General features: G+C 48.5%; 11 protein-coding genes. 2 read left to right on the top strand and 9 right to left on the bottom strand.

All coding sequences use genetic code 11. The features are described 5' to 3' along the window. Positions 1 to 26: 26 nt before the first annotated feature. The 7 genes from B5X72_RS02150 to B5X72_RS02120 all read right to left on the bottom strand — a co-directional run bounded on the left by B5X72_RS02150 (position 27) and on the right by B5X72_RS02120 (position 9,289). A complete protein-coding gene (locus B5X72_RS02150) occupies positions 27 to 1,361 on the bottom strand; it encodes an inositol-3-phosphate synthase (protein WP_079715397.1) in 1,335 nt (444 codons plus the stop codon). A 26-nt stretch (positions 1,362 to 1,387) separates the two neighbouring features. Further along, positions 1,388 to 2,389 carry an NAD-dependent epimerase/dehydratase family protein gene (locus B5X72_RS02145; protein WP_079715176.1) on the bottom strand — a complete coding sequence of 334 codons (1,002 nt, stop codon included), beginning with the start codon at positions 2,387 to 2,389 and terminating at the stop codon, positions 1,388 to 1,390. Continuing rightward, positions 2,386 to 3,504 carry a GNAT family N-acetyltransferase gene (locus B5X72_RS02140; RefSeq protein WP_079715175.1) on the bottom strand — a complete coding sequence of 373 codons (1,119 nt, stop codon included), beginning with the start codon at positions 3,502 to 3,504 and terminating at the stop codon, positions 2,386 to 2,388. Before B5X72_RS02140 ends, B5X72_RS02145 begins: the two co-directional genes overlap by 4 nt. Next, positions 3,504 to 4,709 carry a serine palmitoyltransferase gene (gene spt / locus B5X72_RS02135; protein WP_079715174.1) on the bottom strand — a complete coding sequence of 402 codons (1,206 nt, stop codon included), beginning with the start codon at positions 4,707 to 4,709 and terminating at the stop codon, positions 3,504 to 3,506. The genes B5X72_RS02140 and spt overlap by 1 nt, the downstream gene beginning before the upstream one ends. Positions 4,710 to 5,197: 488 nt before the next feature. Then, on the bottom strand, positions 5,198 to 5,695 hold the full coding sequence (gene tpx, locus B5X72_RS02130) for a thiol peroxidase (protein ID WP_079715173.1): 498 nt from the start codon (positions 5,693 to 5,695) through the stop codon (positions 5,198 to 5,200). A gap of 173 nt (positions 5,696 to 5,868) precedes the next feature. Continuing rightward, positions 5,869 to 7,989 (bottom strand): carboxy terminal-processing peptidase, encoded by a 2,121-nt coding sequence (locus B5X72_RS02125; protein ID WP_079715396.1) that lies wholly within the window; start codon positions 7,987 to 7,989, stop codon positions 5,869 to 5,871. Between the two features lie 163 nt (positions 7,990 to 8,152). Further along, positions 8,153 to 9,289, bottom strand: a complete 1,137-nt coding sequence (locus B5X72_RS02120) for a tetratricopeptide repeat protein (RefSeq protein WP_079715172.1) — start codon at positions 9,287 to 9,289, stop codon at positions 8,153 to 8,155. A 440-nt stretch (positions 9,290 to 9,729) separates the two neighbouring features. Here B5X72_RS02120 and B5X72_RS02115 point away from each other — a divergent pair, with 440 nt between their 5' ends. Continuing rightward, positions 9,730 to 11,010 carry a replication-associated recombination protein A gene (locus B5X72_RS02115; RefSeq protein ID WP_079715171.1) on the top strand — a complete coding sequence of 427 codons (1,281 nt, stop codon included), beginning with the start codon at positions 9,730 to 9,732 and terminating at the stop codon, positions 11,008 to 11,010. A gap of 56 nt (positions 11,011 to 11,066) precedes the next feature. On the opposite strand, the gene B5X72_RS02110 is transcribed toward B5X72_RS02115, so the two are convergent. Further along, positions 11,067 to 11,918 (bottom strand): glutamate--tRNA ligase family protein, encoded by an 852-nt coding sequence (locus B5X72_RS02110; protein ID WP_079715170.1) that lies wholly within the window; start codon positions 11,916 to 11,918, stop codon positions 11,067 to 11,069. Between the two features lie 343 nt (positions 11,919 to 12,261). On the opposite strand from B5X72_RS02110, the gene B5X72_RS02105 reads away from it, so the two are divergent. After that, positions 12,262 to 13,239 (top strand): DUF4097 family beta strand repeat-containing protein, encoded by a 978-nt coding sequence (locus B5X72_RS02105; RefSeq protein WP_139378484.1) that lies wholly within the window; start codon positions 12,262 to 12,264, stop codon positions 13,237 to 13,239. A 20-nt stretch (positions 13,240 to 13,259) separates the two neighbouring features. On the opposite strand, the gene B5X72_RS02100 is transcribed toward B5X72_RS02105, so the two are convergent. After that, positions 13,260 to 14,171 (bottom strand): alpha/beta hydrolase, encoded by a 912-nt coding sequence (locus B5X72_RS02100; RefSeq protein ID WP_079715168.1) that lies wholly within the window; start codon positions 14,169 to 14,171, stop codon positions 13,260 to 13,262. Between the last annotated feature and the right edge of the window lie 13 nt (positions 14,172 to 14,184).

The raw sequence follows: 14,184 nt of genomic DNA, 5'->3' as shown, positions 1-14,184 counted from the left end.
TCGTGCGACGCGCCATACCAAAAGAACTAAATCATACTTTCTACCAATTCCTGATAATAGTCGAGCCCCAAATGGGTAATCAAATCTTCACCCATAATGTGCCGCAACGTATTTTGGAACTTAATCTGTTGTTTGAAAATGTCGTTTTCAGGCGGCAACCCGGGAGCCGTCTGCGGTGATTTAAGGTAAAACGAGAGCCATTCCTGGATTCCGAACAGGCCGGCGCGCTGCGCCAAATCAATGAACAGTGCCAGATCAAGTGCCACTGGAGCTGCCAATATCGAATCGCGACAAAGGAAATTGATTTTTATCTGCATTTTATAACCCAGCCAGCCAAAAATATCGATGTTATCCCAGCTTTCCTTGTTGTCTCCATGTGGCGGATAATAGTTGATGCGGATTTTATGATAAAGATCTTTGTACAAATCGGGACTCTTTTTGGCGTCCAAGATATCTTCAAGCACCCCAGTTTTGGTCACCTCCTTGCTCCGGAAATTTTCCGGATTGTCTAGCACCAGACCGTCACGGTTGCCTAAAATATTCGTCGAGAACCATCCGGACACTCCGAGGGCACGTGCTTGCAGCCCAGGAGCGACAATGGTCTTCATCAATGTCTGACCTGTCTTGAAGTCCTTACCCGCAATGGCTACCTGCGCCATGATGGCCAGTTCAACCAATGCCGGGATATCGCACGCCAAGTGCGGCGCTCCATTAACGAAGGGAACACCAGACTTGATGGCTGCGTAAGCATAGATCATGCTGGGGGATATTCGTTTGTCGTCTTCGTCAAGGCCTTTCTCGAAATTGACCAGACTGGCATATACATCAACACCTTCGAAGTCTTCGATGTATTTTTCGGTGGAACCGCACCACAAGACCACAACCCGGTCGCAGCCATTGGCTTCCTTGAAGGATTTGATATCTTCGATTACGGCATCGGCCAATTCGCGGCGTGTCCCCTGTTTTACGTGGGCGCCATCTAAGTTTTTGACGTAGTCGCGGTCAAATACGGCCTTCATGGGTTGGATGGCTTCCAGCGTCTCCCGCACCTGATCCAGTTGCGACTGCTCCAAGACCTTGGCCTTGGAGGCCGCCTCATAGACGTTGTCCTCGTAGATGTCCCAACCGCCGAAGACCAAGTCGGAAAGCTTGGCTAAAGGCACAAAGTCCTTGATTAATGGATTACGGTTTTCCGTACGCTTACCAAGCCGGATGGTCGACATCTGTGAAACCGACCCTATTGGCTTTGAAAGCCCCTTATTAATAGCAGCCACGCCTGCGATCAGGGTAGATGCCACGGCACCAAGCCCTGGGATTAATATACCGAGCTTACCTTCTGCTTTTTTTACTTGATTTTCCATTTTTGTTACGTTTGAAATCTGTATAGCTATAACCATTGCTGCGCTTTATACCAAGCAATCGTTTCGTGTAATCCTTTTTCAAGGTCATATGCCGGCCTATAATCCAGCTCCCGACTGGCCCGGCTGATATCGCACCCCCAGTTGGGTGCTGTCAGTTCCAGTATGCGCTCCGGATAAATCACCGGCGTGGTTGCCGACCTGCGATAGGCAAGCGCCATCCCCTCGGCTATCATGCGCACCATACCGGTCGGCAAGTGTATCCGCAGCGGCTTCTTGCAGAAAATACATGCAAGCATATCGGCCAAGTCATAGCGTCCGTAAATCCGCCCGTCGGAAATGTTATACTCCCGGACCGCTTTGTCTCCGGTCCCGAAAAGGGCTGCCTTGATGATGACCTTTGCCAAGTCAGTGGCATAGACGAAGCTTAACAGTTGTGGCGCTTTGCCGATGTAGGCGTCTACTCCCTTCGCTACGGCCCTGAAGAGCATAAGTAAGTCCCGCTCCCGGGGGCCATAAACCGCCGTTGGTCGGATAATACGTAGCGGTAAACCATCAATCGCTTTCAACCGTTGTTCGGCGTCCCGCTTGCTTCGCCCATATGCGGTGACAGGCTGCGGTATTGTGTTTTCGTCGATAAGCAAGCCCGGCTGGTAAGGCAACGGACCAATAGCCGCCAAACTGCTCACATACACAAACGAAGCCAATGGGATACCCGAATCCATGGCCGCCTGTGCTAAGTTTTGCGCATACTGCACATTTACTTGCTGATAAACCGCCGGAGATTGGGCACGGGTCACCGCCGCAGCATGCACAATATAACGATAGCGGCCGGCCGCTAACCGGGCAGATAAGCTGCTCTTCGTGTCATAAGGCAAATCTATCAGGCCTATTCCCATATCGCGCAGGTGGTCTGTACGGCTATGTGCACGCACCCCCGCGTCTACATCAAGCCCTTCGGCCTTTGCAGCATGGATAAGGTGGTATCCCAAGAAACCACTGCCACCCGTTATGAGAATTCGTTCGCTCATAGTGCCTTTTCGAAAATCCGGTAACGTTTATACAACCGCCCGTTTATTTGTTCAATCGCGTGATTCATCAGGTAGTTATGTTCAAGCATCCATGAACACTCTGCCCGATTATACGGGGTCTCACCACCGTTGCGGATAAGCTTTCCATACAAGCAGGCTTCGATGCCCAGTTTACGATAGCCCTCCAGTACACCCAGCATCAATACCCGGAGCGATGTCATTTTCTTTTTCTGGAACAACAATTTAAAAATCCCCGTAGGCAACAGCCGCCCGTTTTTTATCCCAATCTGGATTTCATTGATATTGGGTAAACCCAGCGCAAACCCGATGACCTGGTCATCTTTTTCAGCTACGACACAAAACCGGGGATCTAAAATCAACTTCATGCTTTTAGCTGCGTGATCAAATTCCTCCGTCGTCATGGGCACAAACCCCAGGTTTTTGTCCCAGGCTTTATTATATACCTCACGGATTTTTGCTGCCTCACGTTTGAAATCCTTCAGGTTGATCTGCCGAATAACAATGCCCTTACTACGCAGCCTGTCCTCCATGCGATCGAGAAACCGTGCTATCCGCGTATTTGCCGTATCTCGCTCAACCATATAGGCCAGCAGATCCGTCATCTTGACCAGACCACCGTTTACCAGCAAGGCCTCATAGTACGGCTTGTTGTATGGCATCATGACCATGGGCGGACTGTCAAAGCCTTCCACGAGCAATCCGCAAGTGTCATTTGTTGAAAGATTGACCGGGCCTATCAGCCGATCTGCGCCCTTTTCCTTCAACCAACCTTTTGCAGCCGTTAGCAGGATGTTTGCCACCTTTTGGTTGTCTTCGCAATCAAAAAAACCGAAGAACCCGTCTTTGTTGCCCGTGAACGCATTGTGGTTGGTGTTGTATATCGCTGCGATCCTCCCTTTGATTTGCTTACCATCTACCACTAAAAATAGTTGGCTGCTCGAATGATTATAAAAGGGATTTTTCCCCGGCCATAGCAACTCTTCCTGCGCTACGTACAGTTCGGGTACATAATTGGGGTCACCACAGTACAATTTATGCGGATAGTCTATAAATTGCTTCAGTTGTGATTTATGCTTTATTGCCACCAACTGCATTATGACACCGCCTTTACTAACTCAATATTCAAAGAACAATATGCTTTTACTAATTTATCAATAGCTTCGTCAATTTGCTGGAACGTGTGGGTCGCCATGAGTGAAAACCGGATTAACGATTCATGCGGCGGTACAGCTGGCGAAACCACCGGGTTGACAAAAACCCCATTTTCTTGCAGAAGCTTGGTTACCCGAAACGTTTTCTCATTGTCTCGGATATAAATCGGCAGAATCGGGCTTTCCGTCTTTCCAAGGTCAAATCCATGCTCTACCAGCAACTTCTTTGCATAATCGGTATTTTGCCATAGCCGTTCGATATGCTCCGGTTCTGACCGGATAATTTGCAACGCAGCCAACGTACTCGCCGCAGCACCGGGAGTCATGCTCGCACTAAACATGAGCGAACGTGCCCGGTGTTTCAAGTATTCAATGGTATCCGCATCGCTGGCGATAAACCCACCCAAGGAAGCCAATGATTTGCTAAACGTGCCCATGATCACATCGACATGCGCGGTTAACCCGAAATGATCGGCTGTGCCTGCACCCTGATGGCCGATAACGCCGAGGCTATGTGCATCGTCTACCATTATCGCGGCATCATAGGCCTCCGCAATCTTTTGCAGCTCCGGGAGTTTGACGATATCTCCCTCCATACTAAAAATGCCGTCCGTAGCGATCAGCTTGACCGCTTCACCCGGCAGCTGAGCCAATTTGCGCTCCAGATCATACATATCATTGTGGGCGTACTTAATGACTTTGGAAAATGAGAGCCGACTGCCGTCAATGATTGAAGCATGATTGCGCTCGTCCAACAAGATATAATCGTTGCGCCCGGTCAGGCAAGATAAGGCACCCAGGTTGGCCTGAAATCCGGTACTGAATAACAATGCGGCCTCCTTACCGGTATAATCGGCCAAGTGGTTTTCAAGCTCTTCGTGAATATCAAGGGTACCATTCAAGAATCGCGAGCCGGCACAGCCTGTTCCGTATTTGGCAGTTGCTTTTTTTGCGGCTTCAATAATTTTCGGATGGTTAGTGAGACCGAGGTAAGAGTTCGACCCAAACATTAGAACCTTCTGGCCATCAATCACAACCTCGGTATCTTGGCCGGATTGAATGGCTCGGAAATAAGCGTATAGGCCACTGTCCTTAATGAGTTGTGCATCTTTGAAAGCTGCTACCCGCTCGTGTAGTCTTCTATTCATACATTCATTCGTTGATATAACATCTTGCGCCCAACACTGACAAATATTATTGACTATGTCCCACACGCATTTTGTCCGTGCAAAAGAACTAGCTAAAACGGCCTGTAACAAGGCTTATTATTCGTCTGAATTGGTACAAAAGTCGGTTAAAAATTATTTGACAATTCATTAACAAACCGTAAATATAACTATCTACAAGAATCGTTGGTTTTAAATTCGGCCAACTTCATTCCGAAATCGAAATTTTTACGTGAAAATGAGAAACAGCTACAATCAATCGGTTTTACCCAAACAAAACTAAAATAATGACTGATAAGAAATTACAAAACAAACTACCGAAATTTAACGCATTCTTGCAAGCGTTTTTCCTTGTTTGCGCACACGGTCATCCGACTTTTTGACCAAGCCTATCGCTGATGTCCTGCAATGTGGTTGAGCGGACTATAGGCGGCAATCGCCCTGCTTCAGCGGCTTTATACCATGCAGCCTTAAACGGCAGCCAACGCGCTGGCGTAATCCGGTTCATTGGCGATCTCTGGCACTTGTTCAGCATATTTTACAGTGCCTTGCTCGTCAATCACGATTACGACGCGACTCAATAATCCTGCCAATGGGCCATCCACAATCCGCAATTGATAGGCATCCGAGAAATTACCATCTTTGTATTCAGAAAGCGTCTCCACGTTATTGATGCCCTCCGCGGCACAAAATCGCCCCTGCGCAAAGGGCAAATCTTTAGAAATGCAAAGCACGACTGTATTATCGAGACCAGCAGCCTTCTCGTTAAACTTTCTCACGGAAGTTGCACATGTACCCGTATCAATGCTTGGGAAAATGTTAAGTATTACCTTTTTGCCGTTATAATCTGCCAATGTTTTATCGGAAAGATTGCCAGCTGTCAGTTTAAAGTCCGGAGCCTGACTTCCTACAGCGGGGAGTGTTCCTGCAGTGTGAATTGCAGCCCCTTTAAATGTGATTGTTGCCATAATATGTTTTTTTTGGGGCTAATAATAGCAAATTATTGCCAGACCGGGAAAGATTTATAAATAGATGATTGGCGAATGACATACTTGCCATAGCCTGTCGCGCGTTTCAGGCAAAGGAAAAGCCACCTCGTGTGGCGTAAGGTGGCTTTTCCATTATCACGGAGTGCTATCTGTTACGGCCTTACCAATGCCACGTAATCGGCCATTACGGCTAAGCTTTCTTCTTGTATAAAATCAAGTCCTTCGTCCACGTTCGTAGCGGCACCACCGCCTAAAGGAAGATTGATTTTCATCTGTTGAAGTGCATCCGCACGACTCTTATTTTTCAAACGCCCCTCTTCCCGTTCCTTTTTCAGCCGATCTTCCTGAAGCGTGACGCTGGTTTCTGTCTCTTGCTTTTGCATCAATTCGATATCTTCTAACAGGAATTTATAAGCAGGCGATGCTTCCATGCGCGACTGGTGTCTGTTGACTAATTGAGTGATTGCCGGCCGCAGGTCAGCAATCGGGACGAAATCAGCCGCAGAAATTTGATCCCAGGGTAAGGCAGCTGGCTCTGAACTCTCTCCATATTTCTCCGCAGAATATAGTGAAGGAAAAGTGATATCCGGCTCGACGCCTTTGTGTTGCGTGCTACTGCCTGTAATCCGATAAAATTTTGCCAAGGTAATGTTAATCTGACCAAACTGGGGCGCCCCCACGGGAAGGCCCTCCCTGTCATCCGCCTTCGCCTTCAACAATATGCGGTCGGTAGGGCTGATTACTCGGCTCATGTCAATAGCGGACTGAACGGTCCCCTTACCGTACGATTGCGAACCTAAAACAATTCCCCTGCCGTAGTCCTGTATAGCCGCCGCAAAAATCTCGGAAGCCGACGCGCTGAACCGATTGATGATGACCCCTAGTGGGCCATCCCACGCCACGCCCTCTTCCCTATCGCTGCTCACTTCGACCCGATTGCGCGTGTCACGCACCTGAACGACAGGCCCCTTATCGATAAACAGGCCTGTCAGCTCAATGGATTCTTGCAACGATCCGCCACCATTGAACCGCAAATCCATCACCACGGCATCTACCTTTTCCTGTTTCAAGGTGTCGAGCAACAGCCGCACATCGCGTGTCGTACTTTTATAATCGGGATCATTCCGGCGATAGGCCTCGAAATCGATATAGAATTTCGGCAAACTGATAATTCCCACCCGATAAGTCTTTCCATCGTCTCCTACCACTTCCTTTATCTCACGTTTGGCAGACTCGTCTTCAATCACGACTCGATCGCGCGTGAGCGATACGATCTTAGGTTCGGCAGTAAGTTCCTGCCCTGCCGGAATCACTTTCAACCGGACCACTGTACCCTTTGGCCCCTTAATTTTGGCAACCGCATGGTCCAGTTTCCAGCCGATGATATCCTCAAACTCACCGTCCTCTCCTTGAGCCACCCCCACAATCCGGTCGTCAATCTGAAGCGCCTTTTCTTTATATACCGGTCCGCCAACGATGATGTCTGCAACTTTTACTACTTCATTTTCCGTCGTAAGCCTCGCCCCGATACCTTCAAATGTATTGGCCATCTCCTCGTTAAATCGTTGGGCGAAATACGGATTAAAATAGCTGGTATGAGGATCGACGGCGTTCGTCAGCGCGCTCATTATGACCTGAAAAGCCTCATTGTTATCGGTCTTTTTTGCCATCGATATCAAATTCTTATAGCGGTTGATCAGCGTTTCCTTTTGTTTCACGGCGGCAGAATCACTACCGTTGCCACTGAGCCGAAGGTTAAGTAAATCATACTTCACCCGCTTCCGCCACTGATCATTGGCCTCTGCCTCTGAGGCAAACCAGCCTTCATTTTCGCGATTATATGTGTATCGCTCATCCACCGAAAAATCATGCGGCGCATCCACTTGTGTCAACGCATAGTCGAGCCGATCGAGGTAACGCTTCATATATACATTAAAAATATGATATGCCGCACTCAAATCGCCCGATCGAAAATCTTGCCCCAATGTACTCCGGTATTGCTCAAATTCATCAATATCAGCTTGCATAAGGTAGTTCTTACCCTGATCCATAGCCTTGACTAAATTATCGAAGATAACCGATGAGATCGAATCATTAAAAGGCACCTTCTTGTAGCTTATCGACTCAAAAAGCCCCACCACATCTTTGGCGATCACCGCGTGCTGAGGTGTAGGTTTTAAAGCCCCAGCCTCCGCTTCCAGATTGACGCGCGGCTTGGAACCACACGCCGCAATGGCTACAACAAATAATGCAAAAAAAACTTTCTTCAACATATTCTCCATACTACTAATATATTCTTCTTTATCAAGGCGGCGATTGGCGCACAACCTTGGCCTATCTTGAGCCGTTAAATTTACTCAAAAAAACTACTAATCTTTATTACGTAATCGTAATAGGATTTGTTTGGTTCTTATTTGTTACAAAACGCTCAAACATTCAGTTATCTACCGGCTTTTCCTGCCCCCTAAACAGCATGTTTTTGAGCATATCGTATCGATTGAGGGCCAGAGCCGCCCCATTGTAATCGCCTGCTTGATGATATAAATTACCCAACGCATCCTGAATAGCCAGCTGCATCCCTATCAAGTGATCTTTTCTCGCTAAATCGTCGGCCACCTTATACTCTTCAATGGCTACTCGGGGGTTACCCGAGTGCTTTTTTGTTTCCGCCAGGTTAAAAATAATCTCCGGTAATTGCTCCGCGATCCCATCCCGATCAACAATGGACTTCGCCTGCACTAAAAACCATTGAGCCTCGGGGTACCTATGTTGCAAGGTATAGATATCTGCCAGTGTACAATACGCGGCCGCTCGCCCCGCTTCGTTCCTCGCTCGACGGAACAGCGGTACCACCTTCCGGATGATGTCTTGCTCAGCTTCTAATGAGTGACCTTGTTTAGCTTTTATCAACGCCAACTCCATCATTGCACGGGCTTGCCGATTGTTACTCTGTGCCTTTACGGCGCGGTCGTACAATTGCCGATGAAGCGCGTGAGCCTTATCCAGCTCCCCTAATGATTCGTGGGTCACCGCCAGATTGTGTACGATAACTTCCCAATCTTCCATAAGGCCCTGCGCTTGCTTAGCTTGCATTGCCTTCTTAAAAAATTCGATAGCCAGATCCATGGCGCCCACGGCTACATATTCCATGGCCAAACGGTTTTCGATATCTGCCTTTAAGGCTTCATTATCATATATTGATGCCTGGTCAGCTTCCATCAGCAGTTTGCCTTCCACACTGGCTGCTTGCGCTTCCACGATGGGCATATATTTCTTCGTTGCGATCTTGCCTGTTACCTCCAGCCGATGATAATATTTCATTCGATTTACATACTCAACGACCACTGCAGAATCAACTTCCTTTTCGGCATACCGGTCGTCCAATAGTTCTTCCGCACTCTTTGGAGGCGGAAGAAAATACACCCGTGGTCCGATACCTGCAAATGTGCTGTCGTATTTGACAATATGGCCGGAGAAGTCAACCTTTTGTTGGGCAATAACGCCGGAAGGGATGCTCCACAAGAAGAAGCAAAAGCATGCTGCATACCGTAGCAGCTCCTGTTTTACGTTCATATCATTGTCCAATCCGCCACTAAGGTACGAAAATTGTCTTGGAAATGCGGTGTGTCTTTCTTAATTTAGCAACGCCAGCCAATCCATGCTCTCTGTTTTTCTATCTGACATTGTACTTGCTAAAAAGATAATCCGTACCTGCTTCATACCCTATTCGCCATGAACGCATACGTTATCCGTAGTGGCTCCATAATGAGTCCATATTTTCCCTGCTAAATATGGACTCATTATGCAGTCATCATGGACTCATTATGGACTCATACCGAAGGAAGTATAAAGCGGATACCTTGTAGATGCGGGCAAGGTACGCAGATTAACTAAAAAGAGAGGCTCAAAACGGCTAGTCGGGCGCTGCGCTCAAATATACGGCAGTTTGGCTTGAATTGCAAGAAAAGGCCATTTGCATATCACGTTCAATTTCGCTAAGTTTGCTAAAAAATATGGCAACACAGATTCCCTTAGCTGAACGGATGCGTCCCATGACAGTTGACGAGTATGTCGGGCAACACCATATCGTTGGTGAAGGGGCAGTACTGCGCAACGCCATCCGTCAAAACAACATACCGTCCATGATTCTTTGGGGGCCTCCCGGCGTGGGCAAGACGACACTTGCCTATATTATCTCCAAGCAGTTGAACCGGCCTTTTTTCAGCTTAAGCGCAATAAACTCGGGTGTGAAGGATGTGCGCGAAGTCATTGATAAAGCCGAACAGCTCCGCAATTTCGAGCAGGAACAGCCCATCTTGTTTATCGATGAAATTCACCGCTTTTCCAAGTCTCAGCAGGACTCGCTGTTAGGCGCCGTGGAACGCGGGCTGGTCACGTTAATCGGGGCGACTACCGAAAATCCCTCTTTTGAGGTTATCTCTGCATTGCTCTCCCGCTGCCAGGTGTATGTATTGGAGCATTTGACAGAAAAGGAACTTGTCAGCATCATTAACAAGGCACTTAAAGAAGATGAATACCTCAGCCAACAGCGGGTGGTGGTAAAGGAACACGAAGCGTTGATCCGGCTCTCGGGTGGCGATGCCCGTAAATTGCTGAACGTGCTTGAATTGGTTGTCAATGCCGCAGGCGGAAAACCCCTGGAAATCACCAATGACTTTGTGCTCAAGCAGGTGCAGCAGCACATGGCCATTTATGACAAGGCAGGTGAACAACACTATGACATCATTTCGGCATTTATCAAATCCATCCGGGGCAGTGACCCGAATGCTGCTGTTTATTGGCTTGCACGGATGATTGAAGGCGGGGAAGATCCGCTTTTTATCGCGCGCCGGCTACTTATATTGGCTTCTGAGGACATCGGCAACGCAAATCCCAACGCACTGCTATTGGCCAATAACTGTTTCCAAGCCGTCAATGTCATTGGTTGGCCGGAAGCACGCATCATCCTTTCGCAGACGGTTACGTATCTTGCGTCGTCTGCTAAAAGCAACGCTTCGTACGAAGCTATCAATAAGGCTCAGGCATTGGTCAAACAAACCGGCGATTTGTCCGTCCCCCTGCATATCCGCAACGCGCCGACCAAGTTGATGAAACAGTTGAATTACGGAAAGGACTACCGCTATGCCCACGCTTATGAAGGCAATTTTGCGGAGCAGGAATTCATGCCGGAGGGCTTGAGCGGCATCAAGTTGTATGACCCGGGGAAAAATCCCGCGGAAGAAAAAATACGGGAAAAATTGCGAGAAAACTGGAAGGAGAAATACAAATATTAGTCCGTGCCAAGTATAGACGCCTGACACGGCTCTTCGTCCGCAGTGCTGCAGGCGACCTAAAAAACATCCACATCTCCCGCTGCAGCCAAAGGTAGATCCTTCCAGTCCGACACCGGGTACGCCAATCCAAGCATTTTTCCTATCATGGCATAAATCTCCGCTTTTCGTTTTCCTTGTTTGCGGAGATATTGAATGGAAGTGGCGCCGGCAGACTTTGATAATTTTTCGTTATTACCGGTCTTTAACAAGGCATGATGATAGCATGTGGCCGCAAGAAAGGAGCGATAGCCAAGCACGGCTGCTAAATATCGCTGGGCTAAGGTCGACGCCCATAAATCCGCACCCCTCACTACCAAATCTACACCATAATGCACATCATCGACCAGGGAAGCCAGTTGGTAGGCGGGGCACCCATCCTTTTTACGTACAACGAAGTACTGCATCATCGGGGGAAGGTGAGCAATTGCCGTATCAATACGCCAATTGTATCCCAATGCATCTAACGGCAACCTTTTATCTTTACAAGTGCCGGTATATAAACCCTGCGGATGATGATACATCAATGTCGTGCGCGAACATTCACAAGCAAACACTATTCCGCGGTTGCGTAGCGCACTCAAGGCGCCTTGATATACCCCCATCCGATGGTGTTGCGAATAAGCGGTGCGGTAATCGTCGTAATTCCGGGGGCCTTCATCCCAAGGGAGCTCGAGAAAATCCAATGTATCGAAGATATCCACCACATATTCCGGTTTTACCCGTTCGCTATCCAAATCGTCAATGCGCAGGAAGACTTTTGCACCATACCGGTTTGCCAGCATCACCGTGATGGCAAATGAAAGCGCATTACCCAAATGCAAATAGCCACTAGGCGTGGGTGCGATACGGGTCCTTACAAATTGTTGCATGCCGAATATCAAAGTTAATATTTTTAAAGCAAAACTGCACGCTTTTGACACACCGATTGTCCGTTTTCGAACAGCGCTGAAAACCACCAAAAACATATCATCCTGATTTACTGACTATTGAAATTTAGGCACGTTCTTTAATATTTTTTGGCACATGCGTGCAACGTTTTTGAGTCCATCGCGTCTTTAGCATGACTGGGGCTTTAGGCAAATCAGCTACGCAACGGCAATGAAATTGAGATTTAAAAATATTAATAATTATGTGTGTTTGTGAATCACTGGATAGCTGGTATCGCTCCCCGCGACTAACCAGCTCCCAGCTGATTCGTTAAAAAGCAAAAAAATGGATAAACATTCACTTACTTTAGGCCTTTTTCTCTTGTTGGTCGGCAAGGGCTGGGCACAGCAGAACCAAGTGTTGTATACCACGGAAAAATTTCCGGCAAGCAGCATCACGCAGGTAGATGTACAGACCGGAGGCGGCCAAATCACCATCAGCGGAGATGCGACGAGTGAAGCATCCGTGGAAGTGTTTCTCCATGCCAATAACAAGGCCGACGCCCGCACGACGGACGAAGTGACGGCGCTATTTAAAAAGGAATATGACTTTTCCCTTGCCGTACAAAATGGCACACTGAAGGTCAGTGCCAAACGTAAAAATGGCCTGCGAGGCAACCAGTCGCTATCGGTTTCTTTCCATATTGTCGTGCCCGAAAAGGTAAATACCAAGCTTCTCACAGGTGGCGGTTCAATCAAGCTTGAACGTTTGGCTGGAACACAATCCTTCAAAACGGGAGGTGGGAGCCTCCAGTTCGGCAGCATCAACGGTATCATCAATGGCGAGACGGGCGGCGGAAGTATTACCGCCACGAATTGTAAAGGCACCCTCAATCTTGTCACCGGGGGCGGATCTATTGCGCTTGAAAAGCTTTCTGGCACCATCGACATCCGTACTGGCGGTGGCTCCATTAAAGGCTCGCAGCTCACCGGAACACTGGCCACTAATACCGGGGGCGGCAGCGTTGAGCTCAAGGACTTGGCATGTGAACTGGCGGTCAACACCGGAGGCGGGAGCATTTCGGCATCATTGGCGAAAACGTCCGGTCCCATCAGCCTCAAAACAGGTGCCGGAAGCATCAACGTCAAACTCCCCGCAGGCGGTGGTTATGACGTAGACCTGCGCGGTAGCCGCGTGAATGCGACAAACCTCCGTAATTTTTCAGGCAGCCAGAAAAAAGATGAATTAAAGGGCCAAGTAAATGGCGGTGGTGTGGCGCTTACAGCCAGCACAGGCAGCGGAACGGTGAACGTCTCGTTTTAAGTTTTTACGTTAAATGAGGATCAAAAATTACCAAGCCACACCAAAAAGTGGTCAAGCCACTTGTCGGCCGTGGTCTTATTGTTCAAGCCAAATCCGTGTCCGCCTGCCGGATAGGTAATTAGTTTTGCATTGACTCCATGCTGTTCCAACGCTTCGACGTATGCTTGGCTATTGGCTATGTACACCACGTTGTCATCCTCGGCGTGCACCAAGAAAGCCGGTGGTGTGTCAGCAGTAACCCGCATTTCGTTGGAAAATAAACTGATATCTTCCGGTTCAGGTTGGCTACCCAATAAGTTGTTGCGTGAACCGGCATGGGTCATCCCGGGTTGCATGCTGATAACGGGGTAAAGCAACAATGAAAAGTCCGGCCGGAGCGAAGTGCCTTTGGGATTGTCGATCAACGCCTCTGCATAGTGGGTTGATAAGGTGGAAGCCAAATGCCCGCCAGCTGAAAAACCAGCTATGCCAATCTTATCGGCCAGGATACCCCACTCGTCAGCCCGCTCACGCACCACTTGCATCGCCCGCTGGGCATCCTGCAGGGGACCGATACGCTTATCCACCATGATTTCATCCTTTGGCAGACGGTACTTCAACACAAAAGCTGCAACACCATTTGCAGCAAGCAATTTTGCCACATCATGACCTTCGTGGCTAATGGCTAATATGCTGTATCCACCGCCGGGACAGATGATGACCGCTTTGCCCGTATTGGCCTCCCCTTTGTCTGGGAAATAAGCAGTAAGCGTGGGGACCGTCACGCCGGAAACACGGGTTATCCCATTATCATCAGTATTCGAGGTTTCTTCCAATTGAAAAGGCTTACTATTCGGCACGTCGCCGTCATAGAGATTCAATACCGTCTGGCCATTGGCCAGCGTTCCGGCCGCTAACATCCCGCAACATAACATCATCGTGAAACATTTCATAAATTAATGGTTT

This window comes from Parapedobacter luteus (assembly GCF_900168055.1).
Taxonomy (GTDB): domain Bacteria; phylum Bacteroidota; class Bacteroidia; order Sphingobacteriales; family Sphingobacteriaceae; genus Parapedobacter; species Parapedobacter luteus.
This window is presented reverse-complemented; position numbering and strand designations above follow the sequence as displayed.

Excerpts from the sequence above, each read along its gene's own strand:
- B5X72_RS02150 (WP_079715397.1), bottom strand. The coding sequence starts at position 1,361 with ATGGAAAATCAAGTAAAAAAAGCAGAAGGTAAGCTCGGTATATTAATC.
- B5X72_RS02145 (WP_079715176.1), bottom strand. The coding sequence starts at position 2,389 with ATGAGCGAACGAATTCTCATAACGGGTGGCAGTGGTTTCTTGGGATAC.
- B5X72_RS02140 (WP_079715175.1), bottom strand. The coding sequence starts at position 3,504 with ATGCAGTTGGTGGCAATAAAGCATAAATCACAACTGAAGCAATTTATA.
- spt (WP_079715174.1), bottom strand. The coding sequence starts at position 4,709 with ATGAATAGAAGACTACACGAGCGGGTAGCAGCTTTCAAAGATGCACAA.
- tpx (WP_079715173.1), bottom strand. The coding sequence starts at position 5,695 with ATGGCAACAATCACATTTAAAGGGGCTGCAATTCACACTGCAGGAACA.
- B5X72_RS02125 (WP_079715396.1), bottom strand. The coding sequence starts at position 7,989 with ATGTTGAAGAAAGTTTTTTTTGCATTATTTGTTGTAGCCATTGCGGCG.
- B5X72_RS02120 (WP_079715172.1), bottom strand. The coding sequence starts at position 9,289 with ATGAACGTAAAACAGGAGCTGCTACGGTATGCAGCATGCTTTTGCTTC.
- B5X72_RS02115 (WP_079715171.1), top strand. The coding sequence starts at position 9,730 with ATGGCAACACAGATTCCCTTAGCTGAACGGATGCGTCCCATGACAGTT.
- B5X72_RS02110 (WP_079715170.1), bottom strand. The coding sequence starts at position 11,918 with ATGCAACAATTTGTAAGGACCCGTATCGCACCCACGCCTAGTGGCTAT.
- B5X72_RS02105 (WP_139378484.1), top strand. The coding sequence starts at position 12,262 with ATGGATAAACATTCACTTACTTTAGGCCTTTTTCTCTTGTTGGTCGGC.
- B5X72_RS02100 (WP_079715168.1), bottom strand. The coding sequence starts at position 14,171 with ATGAAATGTTTCACGATGATGTTATGTTGCGGGATGTTAGCGGCCGGA.